This is a genomic window from Microbulbifer sp. CNSA002 (assembly GCF_047324085.1).
GTDB lineage: Bacteria > Pseudomonadota > Gammaproteobacteria > Pseudomonadales > Cellvibrionaceae > Microbulbifer.
The window spans coordinates 939,063-959,431 of the sequence record NZ_CP172449.1 but is presented as its reverse complement, the minus strand read 5'-3'; the positions used below and the strand labels follow the sequence as shown (position 1 = coordinate 959,431).

Annotated in this window: 19 protein-coding genes; 4 read left to right on the top strand and 15 right to left on the bottom strand. The window is 41.4% G+C overall.

Annotation, left to right across the window (positions count from 1 at the left end; all coding sequences use genetic code 11):
* Positions 1 to 9: 9 nt before the first annotated feature.
* The 12 genes from ACG1BZ_RS04230 to ACG1BZ_RS04175 form a co-directional block, all read right to left on the bottom strand.
* Positions 10 to 1,881 (bottom strand): glycosyltransferase family 2 protein, encoded by a 1,872-nt coding sequence (locus ACG1BZ_RS04230; RefSeq protein ID WP_413664516.1) that lies wholly within the window; start codon positions 1,879 to 1,881, stop codon positions 10 to 12.
* Between the two features lie 15 nt (positions 1,882 to 1,896).
* On the bottom strand, positions 1,897 to 3,006 hold the full coding sequence (gene rfbB, locus ACG1BZ_RS04225) for a dTDP-glucose 4,6-dehydratase (protein ID WP_413664515.1): 1,110 nt from the start codon (positions 3,004 to 3,006) through the stop codon (positions 1,897 to 1,899).
* Positions 3,007 to 3,052: 46 nt separating this feature from the next.
* Positions 3,053 to 3,922 (bottom strand): dTDP-4-dehydrorhamnose reductase, encoded by an 870-nt coding sequence (gene rfbD, locus ACG1BZ_RS04220; protein WP_413664514.1) that lies wholly within the window; start codon positions 3,920 to 3,922, stop codon positions 3,053 to 3,055.
* 139 nt (positions 3,923 to 4,061) lie between these two features.
* Positions 4,062 to 4,610 (bottom strand): dTDP-4-dehydrorhamnose 3,5-epimerase, encoded by a 549-nt coding sequence (gene rfbC, locus ACG1BZ_RS04215; protein ID WP_413664513.1) that lies wholly within the window; start codon positions 4,608 to 4,610, stop codon positions 4,062 to 4,064.
* A gap of 133 nt (positions 4,611 to 4,743) precedes the next feature.
* Positions 4,744 to 5,709: a glucose-1-phosphate thymidylyltransferase RfbA gene (rfbA, locus tag ACG1BZ_RS04210; protein WP_413664512.1), complete on the bottom strand. Its 966-nt coding sequence runs from the start codon at positions 5,707 to 5,709 to the stop codon at positions 4,744 to 4,746.
* Positions 5,710 to 5,953: 244 nt separating this feature from the next.
* Positions 5,954 to 7,588 carry an SLBB domain-containing protein gene (locus ACG1BZ_RS04205; RefSeq protein ID WP_413664511.1) on the bottom strand — a complete coding sequence of 545 codons (1,635 nt, stop codon included), beginning with the start codon at positions 7,586 to 7,588 and terminating at the stop codon, positions 5,954 to 5,956.
* An 87-nt stretch (positions 7,589 to 7,675) separates the two neighbouring features.
* A complete protein-coding gene (locus ACG1BZ_RS04200) occupies positions 7,676 to 8,920 on the bottom strand; it encodes a hypothetical protein (protein WP_413664510.1) in 1,245 nt (414 codons plus the stop codon).
* A gap of 9 nt (positions 8,921 to 8,929) precedes the next feature.
* Positions 8,930 to 9,643: an ABC transporter ATP-binding protein gene (locus ACG1BZ_RS04195; protein WP_413664509.1), complete on the bottom strand. Its 714-nt coding sequence runs from the start codon at positions 9,641 to 9,643 to the stop codon at positions 8,930 to 8,932.
* Positions 9,640 to 10,359 (bottom strand): ABC transporter permease, encoded by a 720-nt coding sequence (locus ACG1BZ_RS04190; RefSeq protein ID WP_413664508.1) that lies wholly within the window; start codon positions 10,357 to 10,359, stop codon positions 9,640 to 9,642. The genes ACG1BZ_RS04195 and ACG1BZ_RS04190 overlap by 4 nt, the downstream gene beginning before the upstream one ends.
* Before the next feature lie 1,306 nt (positions 10,360 to 11,665).
* On the bottom strand, positions 11,666 to 12,019 hold the full coding sequence (locus ACG1BZ_RS04185) for a YciI family protein (RefSeq protein WP_413664507.1): 354 nt from the start codon (positions 12,017 to 12,019) through the stop codon (positions 11,666 to 11,668).
* A 184-nt stretch (positions 12,020 to 12,203) separates the two neighbouring features.
* Entirely contained in the window at positions 12,204 to 12,596 is a 393-nt protein-coding gene (locus ACG1BZ_RS04180; RefSeq protein WP_413664506.1) for a hypothetical protein, read from the bottom strand.
* 182 nt (positions 12,597 to 12,778) lie between these two features.
* Positions 12,779 to 13,057, bottom strand: coding sequence for a hypothetical protein (locus tag ACG1BZ_RS04175; protein WP_413664505.1), 279 nt, complete (start codon positions 13,055 to 13,057; stop codon positions 12,779 to 12,781).
* Between the two features lie 665 nt (positions 13,058 to 13,722).
* Here ACG1BZ_RS04175 and ACG1BZ_RS04170 point away from each other — a divergent pair.
* Complete coding sequence (locus ACG1BZ_RS04170) at positions 13,723 to 14,091, top strand: hypothetical protein (RefSeq protein ID WP_413664504.1); 369 nt, start codon at positions 13,723 to 13,725, stop codon at positions 14,089 to 14,091.
* A gap of 239 nt (positions 14,092 to 14,330) precedes the next feature.
* Here the strand turns inward: ACG1BZ_RS04170 and ACG1BZ_RS04165 are convergent, their stop codons facing one another.
* Both ACG1BZ_RS04165 and ACG1BZ_RS04160 read right to left on the bottom strand, forming a co-directional pair.
* Positions 14,331 to 14,951: a Type 1 glutamine amidotransferase-like domain-containing protein gene (locus tag ACG1BZ_RS04165; RefSeq protein ID WP_413664503.1), complete on the bottom strand. Its 621-nt coding sequence runs from the start codon at positions 14,949 to 14,951 to the stop codon at positions 14,331 to 14,333.
* A 726-nt stretch (positions 14,952 to 15,677) separates the two neighbouring features.
* A complete protein-coding gene (locus ACG1BZ_RS04160) occupies positions 15,678 to 16,286 on the bottom strand; it encodes a hypothetical protein (protein ID WP_413664502.1) in 609 nt (202 codons plus the stop codon).
* A gap of 323 nt (positions 16,287 to 16,609) precedes the next feature.
* Here ACG1BZ_RS04160 and ACG1BZ_RS04155 point away from each other — a divergent pair, with 323 nt between their 5' ends.
* The 3 genes from ACG1BZ_RS04155 to ACG1BZ_RS04145 are packed head-to-tail and all read left to right on the top strand — an operon-like array spanning position 16,610 to position 18,617.
* A complete protein-coding gene (locus ACG1BZ_RS04155; protein ID WP_413664501.1) occupies positions 16,610 to 17,146 on the top strand; it encodes a hypothetical protein in 537 nt (178 codons plus the stop codon).
* Positions 17,139 to 17,384, top strand: a complete 246-nt coding sequence (locus tag ACG1BZ_RS04150; RefSeq protein WP_413664500.1) for a hypothetical protein — start codon at positions 17,139 to 17,141, stop codon at positions 17,382 to 17,384. Before ACG1BZ_RS04155 ends, ACG1BZ_RS04150 begins: the two co-directional genes overlap by 8 nt.
* 30 nt (positions 17,385 to 17,414) lie before the next feature.
* Positions 17,415 to 18,617 (top strand): tyrosine-type recombinase/integrase, encoded by a 1,203-nt coding sequence (locus ACG1BZ_RS04145; RefSeq protein WP_413664499.1) that lies wholly within the window; start codon positions 17,415 to 17,417, stop codon positions 18,615 to 18,617.
* Positions 18,618 to 18,718: 101 nt separating this feature from the next.
* Here ACG1BZ_RS04145 and ACG1BZ_RS04140 read toward each other — a convergent pair whose 3' ends face one another.
* Positions 18,719 to 20,092, bottom strand: a complete 1,374-nt coding sequence (locus ACG1BZ_RS04140) for a DUF6161 domain-containing protein (RefSeq protein ID WP_413664498.1) — start codon at positions 20,090 to 20,092, stop codon at positions 18,719 to 18,721.
* Between the last annotated feature and the right edge of the window lie 277 nt (positions 20,093 to 20,369).

Here is a 20,369-nt window from a genome sequence, read left to right as displayed (position 1 = left end):
GGTAAGTCCTTAGTGCACCAGCTGCTCAATTAGATTTCCCCAGCGCTCTGTGTGTTGCCAAGCGTTGTATAAGGTAATCTTGAATTTCCAATCGCGATTTTCAAATAAGTTCTGAGATAATCTCTCTAAATGATAGAGCTTCTCATCTGAAAGCACGTAATGACGATATCCCATATCACGCAACTTCAAACAAAGATCTGAATCCTCAAAATCACCGAGTACATAAGTTTCATCCAGACCACCGACAGACTGGTAGAGCGATTTAGTGATAAACATGCAAGCCCCAGTAACAGCTGGGGACTCAGTGACTGGATCGATATTTAACAGCCACTCCGGATTACCTTTTCCCGGGTGTTCATTGAGCCATAGATTGCCAAACTGCATACTCTTGGAAAAACTCATACCCACATGCTGTATGGTGCCATCATCAAATACCAGCTTTGGTGCAACAACGCCAACATCTTCCAAGCCCGATGATTTTCTTTCAATTCGAGAAAGCCAACCACTACTACTTGGAATAATATCTGAGTTAAGCAGTACTAGTTTATCTGCGGTTGCATACTTGACGCCCAGGTTATTGGCACCTGCATAGCCCAGATTTCTGCCCCCATAGACCACCTTAAAGCTAATAGGAAACAACATACTGGTGTCATAACAGAATGGGATAAACTCATCGTAAAGTCTGGGGTCATCCAGGACGTAGATTAATTCAGTTTCATTAAAATCTTCATCATTAATAAACTGTGCAATCTGGTGTAGAAGAAAATCATAGCGGCCATAAAGCGGAACAATGACACTACGTTTAGGATTGCGAACCTCTGTACCAAACTGCAGTACTTCAACTCGAGGTTCGTCTAGAAGATCACGTCGATTCGACCAAAATGCAGATAATGCTGGGCCGATATGTTGACGCATATTTACCTGATAATCTCTTCCGGTAACATTAAAATTCACTAACACCTGTTGGCTAGCTAAAATGATATCTTCTCGCACATTGGATTGCTGTACTGAAATAGTGCCTAAAGCACCATCTTTAGTGACAAAAAGAAGTTCTAACTTAGCTTGCTCAATTAAATGTGGCATAGGTATCCAAGCAAAGAATCCAGCCTTATAAGTTGGACTTGCTTTTCCAGGAAAAGCTTCCAGAACATCCTGACGAGTATAGCGAGCAGACTCTTTAAGTAAGTTTTCGCTATAACTACCATCGGTAGTGCGCAAAACCAGACTCGCCATATCATTTTGTCCGTCTAAAAGCCAGCCTGATAGGAATAAACCGTGACCCGGGACTGCTAAAATGTTATCCCAGTGGGAGTTAACTTTAGATTTAAGCTGGTTTTCATCAAGTTTACGCAATCCTGGGATTTCAAATACACTGTTACCCATCCTTTCGAACATCAAGTCAAGTAGTTGTGCCTTTTCATCCGTACGCCAAGTCATACAATGGCCAAATAGGGATTCACCACTTAATTCAACAAAAGCATTTAACTCAACGCTCTTAGATTGAGTGTCTTTAGCAGCAACAGATAAACACAGGGATTTTTCGTTCACTGGGTGATCATAAGGCCAGTCCACCAACAGGCTATACCCCCAACGGGCGCTACCTTCAAAGCCAAAATGTCGATTTACATCTAAGCGAGTTGTGCGAAGCGTTGAGTAATTAAGTTCACCAATATTTGGCCCTTCAAAATCTTCATCGCTATCAATATATTCAAGGTGAAAATCCAGTGCATTATGGACGGGATGAAAAGCCCAACCTTGTATTAATAAATGCTTGCCACCAATAACACCGCATATATCAACCCAAACCTGAGCTATTTCCGGGAAATTCTTAGCGGGCTTAGTTGTTGCCGCTTTTAAACGCTCTAGTATCTTAATTCCCATTATCTCATTCCATCCTTATTCAGCGGTACTATATTGTTGTGCAATCCATTTACGGTAACTGCCATCCATTACCGCTCTCCACCAACAATCATTGTTCAAATACCATTGCAAGGTCTTGTAAATGCCTGTCTCAAAACTCTCCAGGGGTTGATAACCAAGTTCATTATTGGATTTCTTTGGGTCAATGGCATAGCGGCGGTCATGGCCTGCTCTATCCTGGACAAAAGTAATTAACTCTTGCGCATTACCTTTGATAACAGATAGCGCTTGAGGGTACTTAGTGGCTAGCGCAGTGTTTTCAGCAAACTCACGATTCATCAAGTCACAGATGAGTTTAACAATATCGATGTTTGCCCATTCATTAATGCCACCGATGTTATAGCACTCTCCAAGTTGCCCTTTTTGTATCACCTGCTCAATGCCCCTAGCGTGATCTTCGACATAAAGCCAATCGCGAATCTGTTTTCCATCTCCATATATAGGTAATGGTTGATTGAGCAAAATATTTGTGATCACCAGCGGAATCAATTTCTCTGGAAAATGATACGGGCCATAATTATTGGAGCAATTACTGGTTGTTACCTGCAGTCCATAAGTATGGTGATAGGCTCGAACTAGATGATCAGAGGCAGCCTTGCTGGCAGAGTACGGGCTATTTGGAGCGTATTGGCTCGTTTCACTAAATGCAGGATCTTCTGCTTCAAGGGTGCCATACACTTCATCAGTTGATACATGGTGGAAACGGTGAGTTTCTCGATGGAGCCCTTCATCCAGCCATACTTTTTTTACCGCCTTCAGTAAGCTATGAGTGCCGATAATATTTGTCTGGATAAAAGCATCAGGCCCGCTTATCGAACGGTCCACATGGCTCTCAGCTGCAAAATGTACCAAAGTATCAATCTGATGCTCTCTAAGTATATTTTCGACCAATTGCGTATCAGAAATATCACCCTGATAAAACTTGAAAGTGGGCCGATCACTAATTGAATCTAAGTTTGCAAAATTACCAGCATAGGTGAGTGCATCCAGAACTACTACTACGTCTAGTGGATAGGTTTTCATCCAGTAGTGAACAAAATTGGCTCCTATAAAGCCTGCGCCACCGGTTACCAGCAAGTGTTTCATCTTCATACCAAAAAATTAGCTACGATTTATTTAAACTCGATTTGTACTATTGAGATTTTAGGGATAGTGCTTGTCTCAGAGACTCCCGCCAATGTGGCAGTTCAACTTCTAGCTCATGTATCAATCGGCTTTTATCTAAGACACTATATGAAGGCCTTTCAGCCGGTGTTGGATAGTCTTCAGTTCTAATTGCATCAATGGAAAGCTCTTTATCTGAAGGAATAAGGCCAAATTTCTTACTTTCTTCGAATATTGCTACTGCAAAATCATACCAACTTGCCACTCCCAGATCGGTGCAATGAAAGATACCTTTTACACTCTTTTGCTCGGCTAATATGAATAGAACCTTAGCAAGAGTTCCAGTCCATGTTGGTGTGCCTATCTGATCTGCAACCACACCTAATATCTTCCTGTCAGACATTAGTCGAAGCATCGTACTAACAAAGTTATTACCATCGGCAGAATAAACCCAAGCAGTACGTACTATTACCGCTTCTGGTAGTACATTCTGAACGGCAACTTCAGCTTCCGCTTTACTAGCACCATAAACCCCCAATGGATTCAACTTATTTGTTATCAAATAAGGGGATGACTTTTTCCCATCAAAAACGAAATCAGTAGATATGTGGATAAGTCTAACACTAAGGTTCTTACATATCTCAGCCAGGTTTGATGCGCCAATTGTATTAACAGCGAAAGCTAGATCTTGCTCTTTTTCAGCTTTATCTACAGCCGTATAAGCTGCGGCATTAATAATTAGATTTGGGCGATGCTTCTCTACTACCGATTCAACGGCGGACCGATCAGTAATATCAAGCTCCTCGCGAGATAAGCCAATCAGCTTATGCTCCACAGGACATAAACGATGAAGTTCACGTCCAAGCTGACCGTTTTTGCCAGTTACTAAAATTTTCATAGATACACCAACCGATTGCATATAATAATGATACGCATGACTTATATCGCAGCATTGAAAATGCAATTAATTTATTAATTACGAGGAGACCTTATATAAAGGCTTAACTTCAATTTCAGAAATATACTGTTATTGTTTGTTATGCAAAGTAGTCGGCATCCCGGAAATGCCTGCCTTCAGCATCTTTCCTTGAGAGTAGAGGGGGACGCCCATCTTCGATCGGCCAGCTTATATTTAGGTCCGGATCATTCCATAATATCGACTGCTCATAGTCTGGTGCATAATAATCTGTGCATTTATATACAAATTCAGCCGATTCGCTTGTAACATAAAAACCGTGTGCGAATCCTTCTGGCACCCATAGTTGTCGTTTGTTCTCAGCTGACAAATAAACACCAACCCAGCTGCCGAAAGTTGATGAGCTTTTGCGTAGGTCTACAGCAACATCAAAGACCTCTCCTTGTACCACTCGCACAAGTTTTCCTTGAGTCTGCTCTGTTTGATAATGCAGTCCGCGTAATATACCCCTTGAAGATTTACTATGATTATCTTGTACAAATGCTCTATTTTCACATTTATCCAAAAATACATCATCACGAAATGACTCAAAGAAAAATCCTCTTTCATCACCAAATATCTTTGGCTCGATGATTTTTACGTCGGGTATATCTGTTTCAATAATATTCATAACGTCTAAATGCCTACAACCGCCAAGACCAAGCTCTATCAAGCTCAAGCTTTAAACTGTAAGTAATGGATCCGTCCATCCCTAGACGATACCCTGGTTAAAATTCAAATAACCAATATATGTAATCAATTACTTAAATATTTGAAGCGTACCGGCGTTCGCTTAAAGATAATATTTCGCCATTTTCAATTAGCAATTGCATTAAGTATTTACCGTACCCACTTTTCATAAGAGGCTGTATTTGAGCTTCCAGTTCTTCAGCACTAATAAAGCCTTTGCGATAAGCGACTTCTTCAGGACAGGCTATCTTCTGTCCTTGTCGACGCTCTATTGTCTGAACAAATTGCGCTGCATCCAAAAGGTTGTCATGGGTACCTGTATCCAACCAGGCACTACCTCGACCAAGGTGCTCAACGTCTAGCTGCCCCTGCTCTAAATAAACCTTATTGATATCGGTGATTTCCAGCTCTCCACGAGCACTGGGTTTGATTTCTTTAGCAATATCACAGACTTGGCTGTCATAGAAATACAACCCCGTTACAGCATAGTTTGACTTGGGTGCTTCGGGCTTCTCCTCCAAACTTACCGCTTTTCCTTCAGTATCGAACTCCACTACACCGTACGCTTTAGGGTCAGCAACATGATAACCAAAGACAGTAGCGCCATTGTCTCGTTTATCAGCCTGCTGAAGAAGTCGGCTAAAGTTATGTGCGTAAAAAATATTATCGCCCAGAACCAGTGCACTATTACTGTCACCTACATGATCACGACCAATTACGAATGCTTGGGCCAAACCATCAGGTGAGGGCTGAACCGCATAGGAGATATTTAGCCCCCACTGTGCACCATCTTCCAGCAGGCGCTGGTAAAGGTACTGCTCTTCTGGTGTTGTGATAATAAGGATATCTCTAATGCCTGCTAACATAAGGGTCGTTAATGGATAGTAGATCATAGGCTTGTCATAAACAGCCATTAACTGTTTCCCTACACCTTTTGTTAAAGGATATAAGCGTGTGCCGGAACCTCCAGCCAAAATTATTCCTTTCCGATCAGAAGACCCCTTCACAAGCATTTCCCCCACCATTGAATCAATATTCATTTAATAGTCACATCAAGCATTAAGAGTTGCCGTGAAAAAACAGGATTAGCAGACCTGATAATCCTGGAAAGACATCAAACTTTAGAATGACAAATTCGGAGTGAATAATTACATACAACACTTAAAATCGGTATGATATAAGACTTACAGCTTATAACAGCCTGTAAGGAAACTAACCATACCGATTTATATCGTGCAATATGAGAGCCAATCTTAAAAAAGTTTACAACCTATTGGTACCAAGTTAGAAAGATAGAACTGCAGCGGTTCCGACAGCTATACGGTAGAGTATTTCTGTTACATCTTTGGTTACTTGTAATTCACTGGAGTGAATTTTTGGCATAATCATAATTTCATCTCCGGGGCGCAATCTATCCCCTAAACGATTATCAAAATCACCATCTTCTATACGGTTAATCGTTCCATCGAGATGTAGAATAACCAGCTCTTTACGATTTGCGTTATTAGCAAACCCGCCGGCCAACTCTATGTAGTCTTCCAGAGTCCGCTTCTTGCTGTAGACCAAGGAAGTTGGGAAAATTACCTCTCCCACGATTGACACAGTTGATGACTTCAAAGGCACAATCAGCTCATCACCATCTTCAAGCAGCATTTCTGCTGCATTTGGATTGTTCGCAATAACAACCTGGCCTCTGGGTTCAGCCTTTCGCGCTTGCTCGATAAAGCTCTGAATCATCATGGCACTATCTTTTTGCGCAGATTTTTCCAGGTCAGTGTTGGGCTGACGAGTTAGAACCTCCATCTGAAGCGCATCTAAAGAACGATCAAGAGCAGCTCTCTGCCGATCAGCGACACTCTTTCTATACAGCTGTATGGAGTTTCTGTCTGCATTATCACGAAAATTTAACTGACTCAGTAATTCATCAAGAGTTGCACCATAGGGCAGTACATAAGTTGCAGGCCCATCTAATTCACCAGAGACCCTGATTGAAATTGACTCAATATCGTTATCTCGCACTAACTCTATATGAGCTCCCGGATAAAGGCGTGTAGTCATAGCATTTGCAAGGGGCATATAGTCTGCTTGCTGGAGACCATCAATTACCTGAGTAATTCGTGCAAAGTTTGCCTGCGGATCAGGCTTCGTTACGAGGAGCATTTCACCCAGTTGAGTGTATGGTCCAGTAAATTCCATCTGTGCGGCTTGCTGAACAGCTCCTTCAACTGTTACCGAACCATTGCGAGCACCAACGACTACCACGTCGCCATTGCGAAGTTGTAAAGCAGGCATAATTCCATCGACCAAGAAGCTATACAGGTTTACCTTTTGTATTTCCTCTCCCTGGCGCATTACTTTGATATCAACAAAGCTGCCACTTTGCTCATCGATACCTCCAGCACTATCTAAATAGTAAAGGATCGAGTCTGAGCTAAAGCCGTTATACAGACCAGGGTTCTCAACAAAGCCCGTTACAAAGACTTTAACCGGCTGGCTCGCCTCTAAATTGGCATAAGCTTGCACATTATTCTTAAATACTCGTTTTACGTGGCGCAACACAAAGTCATTCAATGCGCCATTCTTCACTCCAGCAACATGGACTGGACCAACCTCGGGAACAAAAATATTACCTTTCGGATCAACCGGTAATGTCGCGCTGAAGCTATAGGCACCCCAAAGTTGTAGATTAACCTGGTCGCCAATCGATATTCTATAGTCGGGATTAAATCCACTAAATGGCTGATCTTTAAACGCTCCCTGAAACAGTGACTCCCCAAAAACGGGTATACCTGTCTTAGGCATTTCTGTTGAGGCAACCTCATCAATCAATTGCGTTTCCAGTGCTCCAGCCTGAATACTGGATAGTGAAACCAACAGTCCCAACCCAAAACTGAAGCGTTTTATTTTTTCAGTAATCATTTGCTTTTCTTTGTGAATTAATATTTACCAAATCAGCTAGTTAAAAATACTCACCGACACTGTGGGTTTTACTTACCTTATCAGGCATTACATTCTATGATCTCGAATAGTCACAACCAGCATTTTCCCTATTCCATATATCATCAAAAGAATAATCCCAAGACTGGCTAGATTATAGAGTTTATGTGGATACTCAGCTTTTTCTGCCAAAGATGGCTGAGTTACTACCATCAAGTGTTTGAGTTTCCCAGAAGCCTCCATACGGGCAGTTTCTAGTGCTTTTAAGGAGGCAGCATAGGCGTCAGTTGCAAATTGCAGATCGAGCTCAAGATTCTGAAAATCTGCAGCAAGAAAATTAAGCCGCTGATCGCCTCCATCTTCATCTATGCCCACCAAACGTACCCTTTCTACTTCAATTTGATTTTCAAGCGCATCTATATCGGCTTGCATAGATACCACTTGGGAGGAATCAATATTCAAGTAAGATTTTGCAGCCGTCAGGTTAGCCCGTTGTTCAGCTAACCGCGCCTCCAACCCCTGAATAATAGTACTTATACCTTTAGTAAGTTCTTCTGGACTAACCACTTTATGATTATTTTGGAAATCGAGTATCTCTTGCTTAGTGCTACGCAATTTAGCTTGAGCCAAGTCAACTTCATTTTTTACAAAAGCTACCTGCTTATCTGCAAGCTGATTACTGATTCCATTAACGAAATCTTCTGACTTTTGAATAACTGTTTCGACCAGACTTTTAGCAAATTTAGGATCAAAGGCCTGCATCTCTATCGTGATGATTCCAGTAGCTTCATCGTGGCCAACACCTATGTGATCACGATAGTATTCTAAATAGTCTTCCTGGGTGGCATCTGAAGCCAGTCTCGAGATGACATCGTGACTGGAACTTTTATAATAATCTGCCAGCTGTAAGGCTTCATTCAAATATAGAGCCATATCCAATGATTGAATATAATTGACTACTAAAAAGGCATCTTGATTGTCTGCCGACATACCAGGTATCAAGAATCCCAATGCAGGCGATGCTGCCTGTGAAGAAACACTATCTTTTACAATTAACTGGGCACTGCTCACATAACGCTCAGACACACCAAAAAGATAATATCCACTCATTAAAAGAATTGGTAATACCACAAGTAGCGAAATACCTTTAGATTGATAGAGCATTTTTAGAATGCCCCCTCCAGCTGCATTCCCTTTACTTCTTAGTAGTTTTGAAAAGCCATGGTATATTTTTTTAGAAAAGATTTTGGTCTCCTCCTTTTTTTTATCTAAACCCTGTTTCTCTTGGTCGATAATTAACTCTTTAGCTTCCATAAATGACTCTTAGGCGCTTACTGCCGGTTTGACGAAACCACTTTTTGGCTCAGGCTTATCATCTGCTTTTTCACCTCTATAAAGTTCAATAGCTTCATCAACAGTGTCAAAGATGCTGAGACCACCAGAATCAAGGTAAATACCTACATCACAGTTCTTTTTCAGCATCGACATGGCATGTGCCACAATAATAAAAGAAGAGTTTTTACGCTTTTCAGCAATGACTTCTTCACATTTTTTTTTGAATTGAGCATCGCCAACTGACATTACCTCATCCACTAAATAGATATCAAAATCAACGGCTATACTTAAACCAAAGGCTACTCGTGAACGCATTCCTGATGAATAGCTTTTTACTGGCATATCAAAGTAGTTTCCTATCTCTGCAAAGCCCTGAACTCTATCCATCAACCTCCGCTGTTCACTCCCCCAAATACCATGAATCCCACAGATAAAAGCAACATTCTCACGGCCGGTCATACTACCCTGGAATCCTCCAGCCAATCCCATTGGCCATGAAATCCTCTGATCAGTGATAACTCGTCCGTAGTCCGGATAATCAATCCCCCCTATAATCCGCAGTAGGGTTGTTTTTCCAGCTCCATTTCGCCCCAGAATTCCTATATTTTTTCCTTCTGGAAAATTTGCATTTACATCCTTAAACAGCACTTTTCTTCCATGTGGAGTCCGGAAAGATTTAGTGAGATTTTCTAATTGAATCATTGACTTCTTACCAAATCACGCCAATTGGCCCGATAGCACAAGAGCCCAAAAGCCAGCATTGTAATTGAAGCGCCAATTAAATATGTCAAATCCCCAAACATCCCATGATAATTTTCGAATAGCCCTTCTCGGGTTAATTCAATCACATGTAATATTGGATTCCACTCTAAATATATATGATATTCCTTGGGGACCTGCTCTAGAGAAAAGAACACTCCAGACATAAAGTAAAGAGGTCGTACAAGCATCGGAGAAAACTTTGCAATTTCGGGAAATTTCACCCCTACGATACAAAGAGCCAGACTTAAACCTAAGCCAAAACAAAAAAAGAAAACATTTACTACCACTAGAAGTAAAAAGTCATTAAATCGAGTTGAAACGCCAAACCAAGCAAATATACCCAAAAGTGCAATAATTGTTCCCAAGTAGATAACAAACTCTAGAAGCACTCGAGTAAGTACAGCATCAAATGGCCTAAGCTGGCGATAATTAAACAACCCTCTATTTGACTCTACCGCCGTTAACCCCTTTTGAAAGCAGTATGTAAAAAATAGGAAAGGCGCGATCCCTCCAAGCATAAATAGGGGAGTTGGAACACCTGGATAAAATGCATCTTTCAGGAAACTAAATACTGCTACCAAGACCATAATATGCAGCACCGGCTCGAGAAGCATCCAAGCATACCCCAGTCGCCACTTACCAAAGCGAGTTTTCATCTCGCGCACCAACAATGCGTAAATTACATCACGCTGAACTTGCCAAAAGGATCGTTGGGTTGATGGATGCATAGTGATTATTTTCTTGGCATTCTGTGAACCAGTCGCTTCCCTAGCTTGGGTGGAAACTGAGACAATTACTTCGTTAAATTTTGGCAGCTCAGAGAATCAAAACCCTTTATTAGATCGGCCTCTCTGAGTCACACCCCGTTCATTCTGAGTCAAAAGTCGCCATTCAATTGTCAGCGCACGTCAAAATGGACGCAGAATCCTATCGTAGCGCTCCTTATTCGTCATTTTTTAATTAATTACGTGCCATTACGTTCGCCTCAATAGTCTCGTTTAAAGCTGCCCATAACAGCTGATAGGCCCAGCAGGCACCCTCTCACAAGGATCACTAAAGCTTCTATGAACAAGCAGGCGACATCCTTTAGGTACATTCTAGTCACGGGACTAAATGCTATCACTTACATCTTTTATGAATGTGAAAACACCAACAGTAACTGGAAAAAACAGGCGCAAAAAGACATCAGAGAAGTACTTAACGCCATCGCTGGCATAACTTCTTTCGTCGCTTACAGAAACCATCCAGTATTCCTCTATACGTAGCTATTTCAATATTCATTCATTTTTGCTGAGCAAAATTCACGCCAAGGTAATTTTTAGGAGGGATATAAAAGCTATAAAGAAAAGGTTATCCGAGTACTTTCAGTAAAAGTTTCGAAGGCTTGGAGATACCCTTGAGAGAAGAAATTGGTACCAATGTACCCCTCTCTAAGACTGCTCTTCATCCGTACAATCGTAGGCAAAGTGACTTTGGATCATTTCAACTACGCATCAGCACAACCTATCTTGCATTTGTGTACCACTTTTTTTGAGAACAGTAAGATTCACCTTGGGGAAAAAATGAGGGTTTTGAATATCCTTCCACTCGTATCCGCAATCCTGCCCTCAGAGATCAACTAAATATGCGAAGATATGGATATGGCTGGCGCTAGTCCATTATCCATAAGGTTCATGATTTGCTCGACAAAGTCTACTGAACAGCCATGATTAGGGGCATACGGATAAAGCACAAAGAAATCCTCACCTCCTCGCTGTCAACTCCTCTAGGTTGAGATCTATCTAGCGAGTTAGGGTCTTATAGTGACTCTACGTACTCACAGGCGGGTAATTTATTGCTCGCCTCTCAACTACATATTTTCTGACTCCTTATATTGCTTACCCCCGCAATTATGTTCACATAAGCCACTACAGCTCAAAAGTATTTACGATCGAAAAACTATTACCTTTCTTAATTTTTTGACTAGGTTTCAATCAGAAACTCTAACTCTGGTGAGGATTTAGTCGGTATTATTTGTGTCACTTCATAATTGGCCAATCCTTCACGATAGAATGGATCTTGTTTAAGTACCTTCTCTAACGCGGACCGGCTACCTATGGTCACCAGAATTACCCCACCTGTGCGAGGCTCTTTACGACCGGATAGCTGGAAGTATCCTAGCTCGTAGTATTCATTCAAGAATTCAAGATGTTCTGGAATAAACTTATTCACTTCTTCAAGGGGCTTTATGTAGGTAAGGGATACTATGAACATACTGATCAACCTATATTTGAAACCGAAAATAGCAGAAGTAGAGATAGGAGATTTATCTTCCATCACGTCTCTTAATGACGTAGATGAGCACCTAAAACTCTCAACCTTATTTAGAACGCCATTATACCTACATATACCCTGTAAATAAGGACAAAGAACTCAGCATTGATGCCCATTAAAGGGCTACCGTTCTAGATAGTATTATCTCAAGTACAAGTTCCAAAGAGGGATACAATAAGCCCCTGAATTAATGGGGCATAGATTGACAGCCTTCTATTTGCTTTTTGGTTGAAACCCAGCTTTCACGATAGTAAATACTTGCATCATAGTGGAACGTTAAAGTATTCGGATCCAAATAATATGGGAAACCACTATTGTTAGATATAATAAACTCATATCTCGTTAAGGCATGTTCTTGAAAAGCATAATACTGGCCATACTCAAATTTGTCACAGGTATTGCTGTAAATTTTTAATAGCCTATCAATAAATATTGCTTCTCTATTATATTTACTCATATCCTCCAGTAATTGAGCTCTGGCATTTAAAAAACTGGAAATAACAAAACCAAGAGCAAATACACAAAAAATCACTATATACTTTTTGATAGATAACTTTACTCGCTGGTATCCTTCTGACATCTGATAATCCTTAACAGTTAAATTAGCCATATAAACCAGCATGATTGTAACTTCATGATACAGATATGGACTTTATCTCATCTGCTCTATGAGGCAGTTAATCGTCAGCATACGTGTGCATGCTGACACAGATCAGCCGAAGCATTCACCCATTAATAAAATTGGGATTATACGAATGAGTATTATCGGCAAAGAATCATAAGAGCTTCACCTCTTGCTCCACCAATACCTCCCCCTACAACTTTCCACCCCTCGGGTACTTTTACAGTTTTTTCTGGAACTTCCCCATTGTTTAATGACCTTCCAGATACTTGCCATAAAGTAGCAGCAAAGCATTCACTTAACTGTTCATCTGATTGCTCTTTACCCTCTTCAGGATCAGCTTCAGCAAAAACGTTTAAAGCCCCAAGAGAAACTACCAATCCAAGTAGCCCAGAGAGTAAGATACTATGCTTTTTCATTGACTTCCTTTTAGAACTAATTCTTAAACTTCTTATTTATCCATCCTTTGCGATAGGAACATATGGCCGACTAAAAAGTCAATAAATACTCCTGCTTTTATTTAAGATTTATTCATTTTTCATCTATCTAACCAGCCGAAAGGTTTCTAAAGAGAAGCATAGATGTTGAGAGCTAATTTTTATTTTTCTAAAGACTCGATAAATAGCCATCGAAATAGTGACCAAAGAAAGTTACCAAATAATTCATATATACCAAAGGCTACACCTAAAGTACCCTCTCAGAATATTCGAGATACCTATGACTACTCTTGCGTATTGTCAGGAATTTGGTCTAATAAACAGTAGTGCATAATATTTCTTTCAGGTATTCTCGAATCACAATTAAACATGCCCTTATAAGTATTCATCAAAAAATCAGGGAGAACTGTAAAAGTTGCTAATAGAGGACTGTCATAATTAGCCCTTTTTCAAATTCTCGAATTACAGATGTCGCGATATGCTAAATAAGAGCCTCACTTAAGAGCTTCTTGTAAATCTCCTATTTTTACCATTAAAAAAATACAGTCATATATGGCGCTTGAGCATTTTTTAAACAGCAAGCAGAGCCTGGTTGTGGCATCATATTCATCTAAGCAGATTAACTTTCAGCCTATGGAAACGATGTAATGTGTAAAAAGTTATCCATTAAAACTGGCCTTACCATCCTAGCGTCCGCAATTACTTTGATGGGATGTACAAGTGCCCAGGAAAAAGAAGCGATGCAGAAGATAGTATTTTCTAACGCTGAGGCTATAGAAGAATGCGTACTAGTAGAAGATGTAACATGCAAAACAATCAGGGTTAACCAGGGAGATGTTTGTACTCCTTGGTTACAAAAAAGGGCTGTGCGAAGAGGTGGAACCCATGTGGTTAAGGCTTCTTCAATGGCGCAATTTGGCGATATCTATATGCCTAATGGAGTATCGGCAGGTAAGACTGTAACAGGCACGCATATCCCAGCGAAAATCTATAACTGTAATGCTGCAAGCGAATAAGCACTAGCATCGTCAGGGAGTAAGTCACATTATCACTTGCTCCCCGGCAGTATTCTTTAACGTTCCGATCAACTCAAGCTATAACTTCTTACCTTCCCCAATTTTAAGCACTCCTTGAAAGAAAAGCTCTAAAGAAGAGAGAATTTCTAGAATTTATCTTTTTCCTAACCACTAGGCACTTGCAGCAATCTTAATAAAATATAGATAGTATGACTTATCATACAGTGGTTATCGACTTACTAAGACACCGCAATCCAGGTCTCTGCTTCTCCATCGATTACGGCGATCAACTGATTGTTACTGAACGGAGCTAATTCCAGCTCGTCTGAATATTTGGAAATAACAAGCTCAGCAGCATCTTCAAATGGTTGGTTTCCATAATGAGGTAAGGGATAGAAGTGCACGAGATTTAACCCGTCATAAGACTCTAGATTCTTCGCTGCATCGGGGTTATCCATCTCCTGGATATATGCGATATTCGGCGACAGGATTACAGTACCTGCCGACTCACCTATATAGGGCTTACCCAGACTAATCTGCTCCAACAAGATTTTATCAGCCCCGCTACGTCTAAGTTCTTGAAGTAGAAAATAGGTGTTACCACCAGTTACATAGATATACTCATTGTTTTGCAGTTTATCTTTTATCTCATCCATTGAAGCTTTAGAGACTTCCAACTCATCTACAATAAGACCTAACTGCTCCAGTTCCTTCTTGGCATCTTCCACATAAAAAGTGATCTCTTCGGGAATGCTTGCAGTAGGGATGAATGTAACCCTCTTACCTTCAAGCCGCTTATCAAAACTCGCGATCGCACTAGCGACCTCAGCAAAATACGAAGTCAAGAATAGCTTGGCCATATATTTTAATCCTTTAAAGTATTTAATTAATCAATTACTTGATATCGATATAGTTTACCCGAGATATCAACCAGGTAGTAAAGATACATCACAGTAGTCGCTTCCAAGCCAAGTAAAGTAATTTTTCCCAAAAGATTTGGCAACTTACTTTAATTAAACACAACAGCCCATACTGATTCGCCACTGCTTCAGCCTGCTGAAAATAGAGTTCCCGGGCAGGCTATGCGGCAATCACTCATCAAGGCCTTTACCCTCTCGGCTTTACTTTTGCCCCTAGCCCATCAACCAAAGATTGGCTGAATCTTTACCTAATACACACCGTTTAGGACCCATTTGGTACTACCGCTCTTATAAGAAGTACTATATGTTCTACGCCTAAATCTGAAGCCTGGTCTAAGATCTGGCCGGTATAAGGGCAACCATAAACCTGATACGACAGTATAAATAATTTATTGCTAAAGGTTATTGGAACCAGAGAGAAGCGAGTCAACACTTCTAGACGAAAATTCTGGCAATCGCTACCAACAGGGGAGTAACAGCTGGCATTATTGGGCATGGGATCTGGTTTTGTGGCAGCCGCTTAGTGTGGCTGCCACAACAAGTATGGAGAGTAAGTACATCTAAATGTAAAAGTACAAAATGTTACGCTTATTCAAATACTCTGACTTCTCTTATATCACTTGAGCAACCTTTGTCTTAAACACCTGGCTACCCTGCTTTTTATAGCTAGTAAAGAACTCGGTCCTTAACATCTATCGTCAGAAGCTGACGTTGGTCATCAGATTTTTCAGCCCAGACTTCGTAAGCTTTTTCTTTCACCTTTTGTACTTTTTCTTCATATGAGGCATGCCAATCATCTGCACCAGAAGATTTATCGACAATCAAGGTTTTTGATAGCCATAACTGTAGTTCTGAACTTTCTAGAGAAAACTCTCCATCTATATTGTTTTTCATAGGACGTAATTGGAAACCTTGCCCATATATAGGTCTTACAACAATGTAATATCGTTGCCCAGGCTCAACCGTGGCCTGCATGACATGGCCTTTAATACCTTCTGTAGCCATAAATGTATAAGTACCGGGATCAACATTTATCAAGAATTTTGACTTAGCCGACGCAACTCCCACAATTTGATCATTATCATCTGTAATATCAAATACTAATGCATTGAAGCCTGCGAACACTCCAGCAGAAGGACGAAGAAATATTATTTGTGCTTTGTCTGATTGTGGTTCTTCCACTATCTGACTGGAAGACTCATGATTAAAGACATATTGCTGTACACACCCGGCCAACCCAAATATTAAAGCCAACACAACAAATACTACGCGCATTATTTAATCTCAATTTATTGGAATACTACTTCAAATTCACTTCAGTGCATTCAAAGGGATAGTTCATTATATCACTATCTTCGATATTACTCTGACCTATCTCAATTTTTAATAAAGAACAAGGTGTTCATACTGGGGACTTCCAGTAAATCCCATTAAAGTTCCCGAATATCTGCCCAACCACCCCGTCGAATTTTTCCCACTAATCACCAGCAAAATCACAGGGTAGTTGGCCACCTTCCAACCGCTGCTGCCGATGACATGGAACAGCAACCGTGCAGTAGCTAACCAGCCTAGGACAGTAGGGCAACCCCCTAATCGGTTTGATCAAAACCAATGCCAACAACGGCTACCGCCAACGCGCCATTAATACCGCCGCAAAGTTATCCACAATGGAGGCTGAGCGCACGCAGCTCATAGAAAAGCTATCCACAATCGAACAGACACCCAGCACCCACAGCGCCTTCAGCAGCTTGGCGAACACCCTCAACGCAGACCCGGCAAAGGTTCAGCATATCGGCTTCCTCGCCCTAGCGATCATCACCGACATAGCGTTACTCGCGTTTAACGCCGCCGTAACAGTTGCGAAACGCGCCACTGCACCGTTGCAACAGCCTGAAACGGTGGAAACACAACTGTTACACACCACCCACTTGAGCGAAGAACAACAGCAATTCGCCCAGCGAATCCGCGCCGGGGAGTTCGGCCACAAGCCCGTCATGCGCAACATCATCAACGAAATGCGCCTTCGACACGGAACCGTTAAACCCGTTTTCGACGCCCTGCAACAGGCGGGCACACTCAATAAAAATGGCCGGGGATACTTCCTCGCGAGTCAGGGAGGGCTGCCCAATGGGTAAGCTGGTTAAAGGGGTCACATGGGCCAAGGAGCAATTCGAAAAAGGCTCCCGCCCTGGAAAAGAGAAAATCTTGGAGTGGATAGAGGCCGAGCATATCCCCGGCCAGATCATCGCAGGGGAGCCCTATGTGGATGCCGACAGGTTCGCCATACGCGACCACACCGGCAAAACCCCAGCACAAAACACCTCCGCCAATGACGGCCAGCCCAGAAGCGGGATGGACCTGTTGGCAGGCTGAGAACAGATTAAGCAGTAGGCGAGCAAGGAAATGGCCAGACCTAAAAAGATACGCATGTGGGGCGATACACCGCTACCCGACAACCTTTACCCAGACGCACGCAAACGTGAAAACTACTGGCGATATTGCTTACCCGACGGGCGCTATCGGGTTTTCTCTGCATCATTAGAAGATGCGGTAAGGATGGCAGAGGAAGCCAATAAAATGCGCGGTGAGAAGGTCCAGCGCAAACCGACAAAAGCTCCGGATAGAGCAAGCTTCGCTTTCCATGCTGTACGCTATATCGAATGGCGGGTTGAGAATGACTCACAATTACCCAGCAAGGCCAGCTGGCAAAATCGGTGTAACGCTCTGAAACGTTTTGGCGAAGACTTCGAAGCAATCTCCATACATAAAGCCAAATTGGCTGACCTGCGCAAATGGTGGGAATCCCTCAGCTATCATCAACAGCACGCACGCCGCGCGGAGTTTAATAAATTCTTTAATTACCTAATGGCTGAAGGGTTATGCAAATTAGAAAGCAACCCGTTTACCACCGCCGACGATCGTCCGCGCTTGCTGGAAAAGGGAAAGCCCATTAAAAAGCGTCAACGCTTAACCTTGGAAGCTTACTGGACCATCTATGAAAAGGCCGGGGAATTAGGCTATGAAGCGTTACAGGTGGCTATGGGTATCAGTATGCTCACTACCATGCGTCGCGCCGATATTTGTGAGTTGAACTTTGATAAACACCTGCAAGGCGACCACCTTCGCAAAACAATCAATAAATCTGAAGCGCAACGAGATAGCCTCGCCGCCAGCCATTTGAGTTTTAATTTAAAAACCCACCAACAACTTGGCAAACTTATTAGCCGTGCAAGGGAACTCAGCCTAAGAAACTACCGCTGCCCCTACATACCGAGTCACTCACCTAAGCAACGGCGCACCGGAAAAACTAAAGAGCATGTTTGCCAGGTAAGCCCAGACCGACTTAGCGATATGTTCACTGAAGTCCGCAACGCTACCGGACTCTATATCGGCTTACCTAAAAACCAAATCCCACCCAGCTTCCATGAAGTGCGTAGTCTGGCTTCAGACCGTTTTAAGCGAATGGGATATGACGTGAAGTCAGTGCAGCAATTGATGGCGCATACTGATGAGCTTGTTACGCAGTCTTATCAAGCGGGACATGGTATTGATTATGAGGAGATTAGTATTTATTTGGATGAGCAGGCTATTGGGAGAGAGTTTTGAATTAAGAAGGGGCTTGCGCGCCCCCAAACCCTTTTATTTTCGTCACTTTCAGTCTTATCCAGCGAACAACAATACCTATTAAATTCCCCCACAAAATCTCATCATGTTTTACCTGACTGACGCTCAATAATTTTAACTACAGAATCCGATGGTACAATATTACCACTTTCCGTAACCATTCCCGTTTGTGCTGGTCTAAAGAGAGCATCAAGAGCCAATTTTCGATCTTCCTGCTCCACAAGCTTACCCTCATTCATAAGTGCTAAGTATGTTTTAAGCATAGTTTTCCTCTCTTCAGCCTCTAAATAAAGATGTTGTTGAGTAGAGAATTGCTTTGAACATAAACGTATAGAGAAACTAAGTATAGATATCACCAACACCGTAGTGATAAGTGTTGCTGGATTTAATACATTCAAAAGAAGCTTATCATCAGCCAACTCCTTAACAGGAAGATACTTCATTATCAAAAAAGGTGATATTGAAGTTATAACGAGCAAAGTAATAAGAAAACCAAGCCATATTTTTCTTGAATTATTATGTGTACTTTTTTTAGTTTCCCAGTAGGTTACAGCCGCATTAAGCTCCACCTGTGATAGATACACATCCTTTGCGCTCGAAACTTCTTTCTCAGCTATAGAAAGAACTTTACTTGATCTTCTAATATATGTAGTTTTTAGAGTTACGAATTTTCGTAGGACCTTTCTAGCCAGTACATTTAAGTCTCGCTTTGTCTCGCCTACCCATTTAATATATTCTTTTTTTTCATCGCTTTTCCAGCTTTCAAATTCTGATGATGACTCCTCACAGAGCTCTTTAATGCTCGATACTTCATTACAAACCTTTGTTAACTCCTCAGAAACTTTTTCAATTTCACTATCAATCCCAAAAAGCTCAATTCTATTTAATATCCTATTTGCCTTTAATCGGAAAGGTTCTGAGTCTACAAATGCCTTGTAAAGTTTAGAAAAATGTGAATTTCTATTTAAACTTGCTATCGATAGATATTGATCTACAACTTTTTTTATTTCTTGCCCCTGGAATCCATCACTCGGGACGCAACTCAGGTACAGCATATTTATAGAGACTATATTTGAATATTTTCTTTCATGTAATATTGCTCTTCCTTTTTTTCGACATGAAAATGGAAAATCTATAACATTAAGTAAATCTTCAATACGTGCTGTACTTTGATGTACAGCTGCCATATCTTTGTTTTTCCAATGTGAAGCGACGCTGGACAACATACTCAAAACAACATCTAAGATATGAGTCTTAAGATGTTTAGAAAATATACTCCATTGAGCTGGGACACCATTAAGCCATTCCCAACAATTTTTCTCCTCTGAAATAAAGACTTCAAGCTGCTCAACAGAATTAAATGTGTACGGCTCATTACCATCCCTCAAAGGTAATTTGATTTTCTTCACAGAGCTCAGTGTGTTATCGGCTTCTATCTCAGAGGCTTCATCATTCATTGGCTATCACTTTCCCTTTGCACTAAACCACGGCAATTAATTAAAACTCCCCTTATTTATACCACTTCGCCCCATACACCCATAAGATCCTTTTTAAGCTGAAAAACTCATATGATAATCGGCCTCCGAATTGGATCTATGGTACACATTTAAATGAATAGATTTTCTCGAGTTTTAGAGAAAGGCTGATCGCGAAGCGGTGAAGCTTCACCTGCCCAGAATTAAACATTAATTCGGGAAGGCCAGCAGGCCACCTAAGAAAACTATGAGGGAGAGA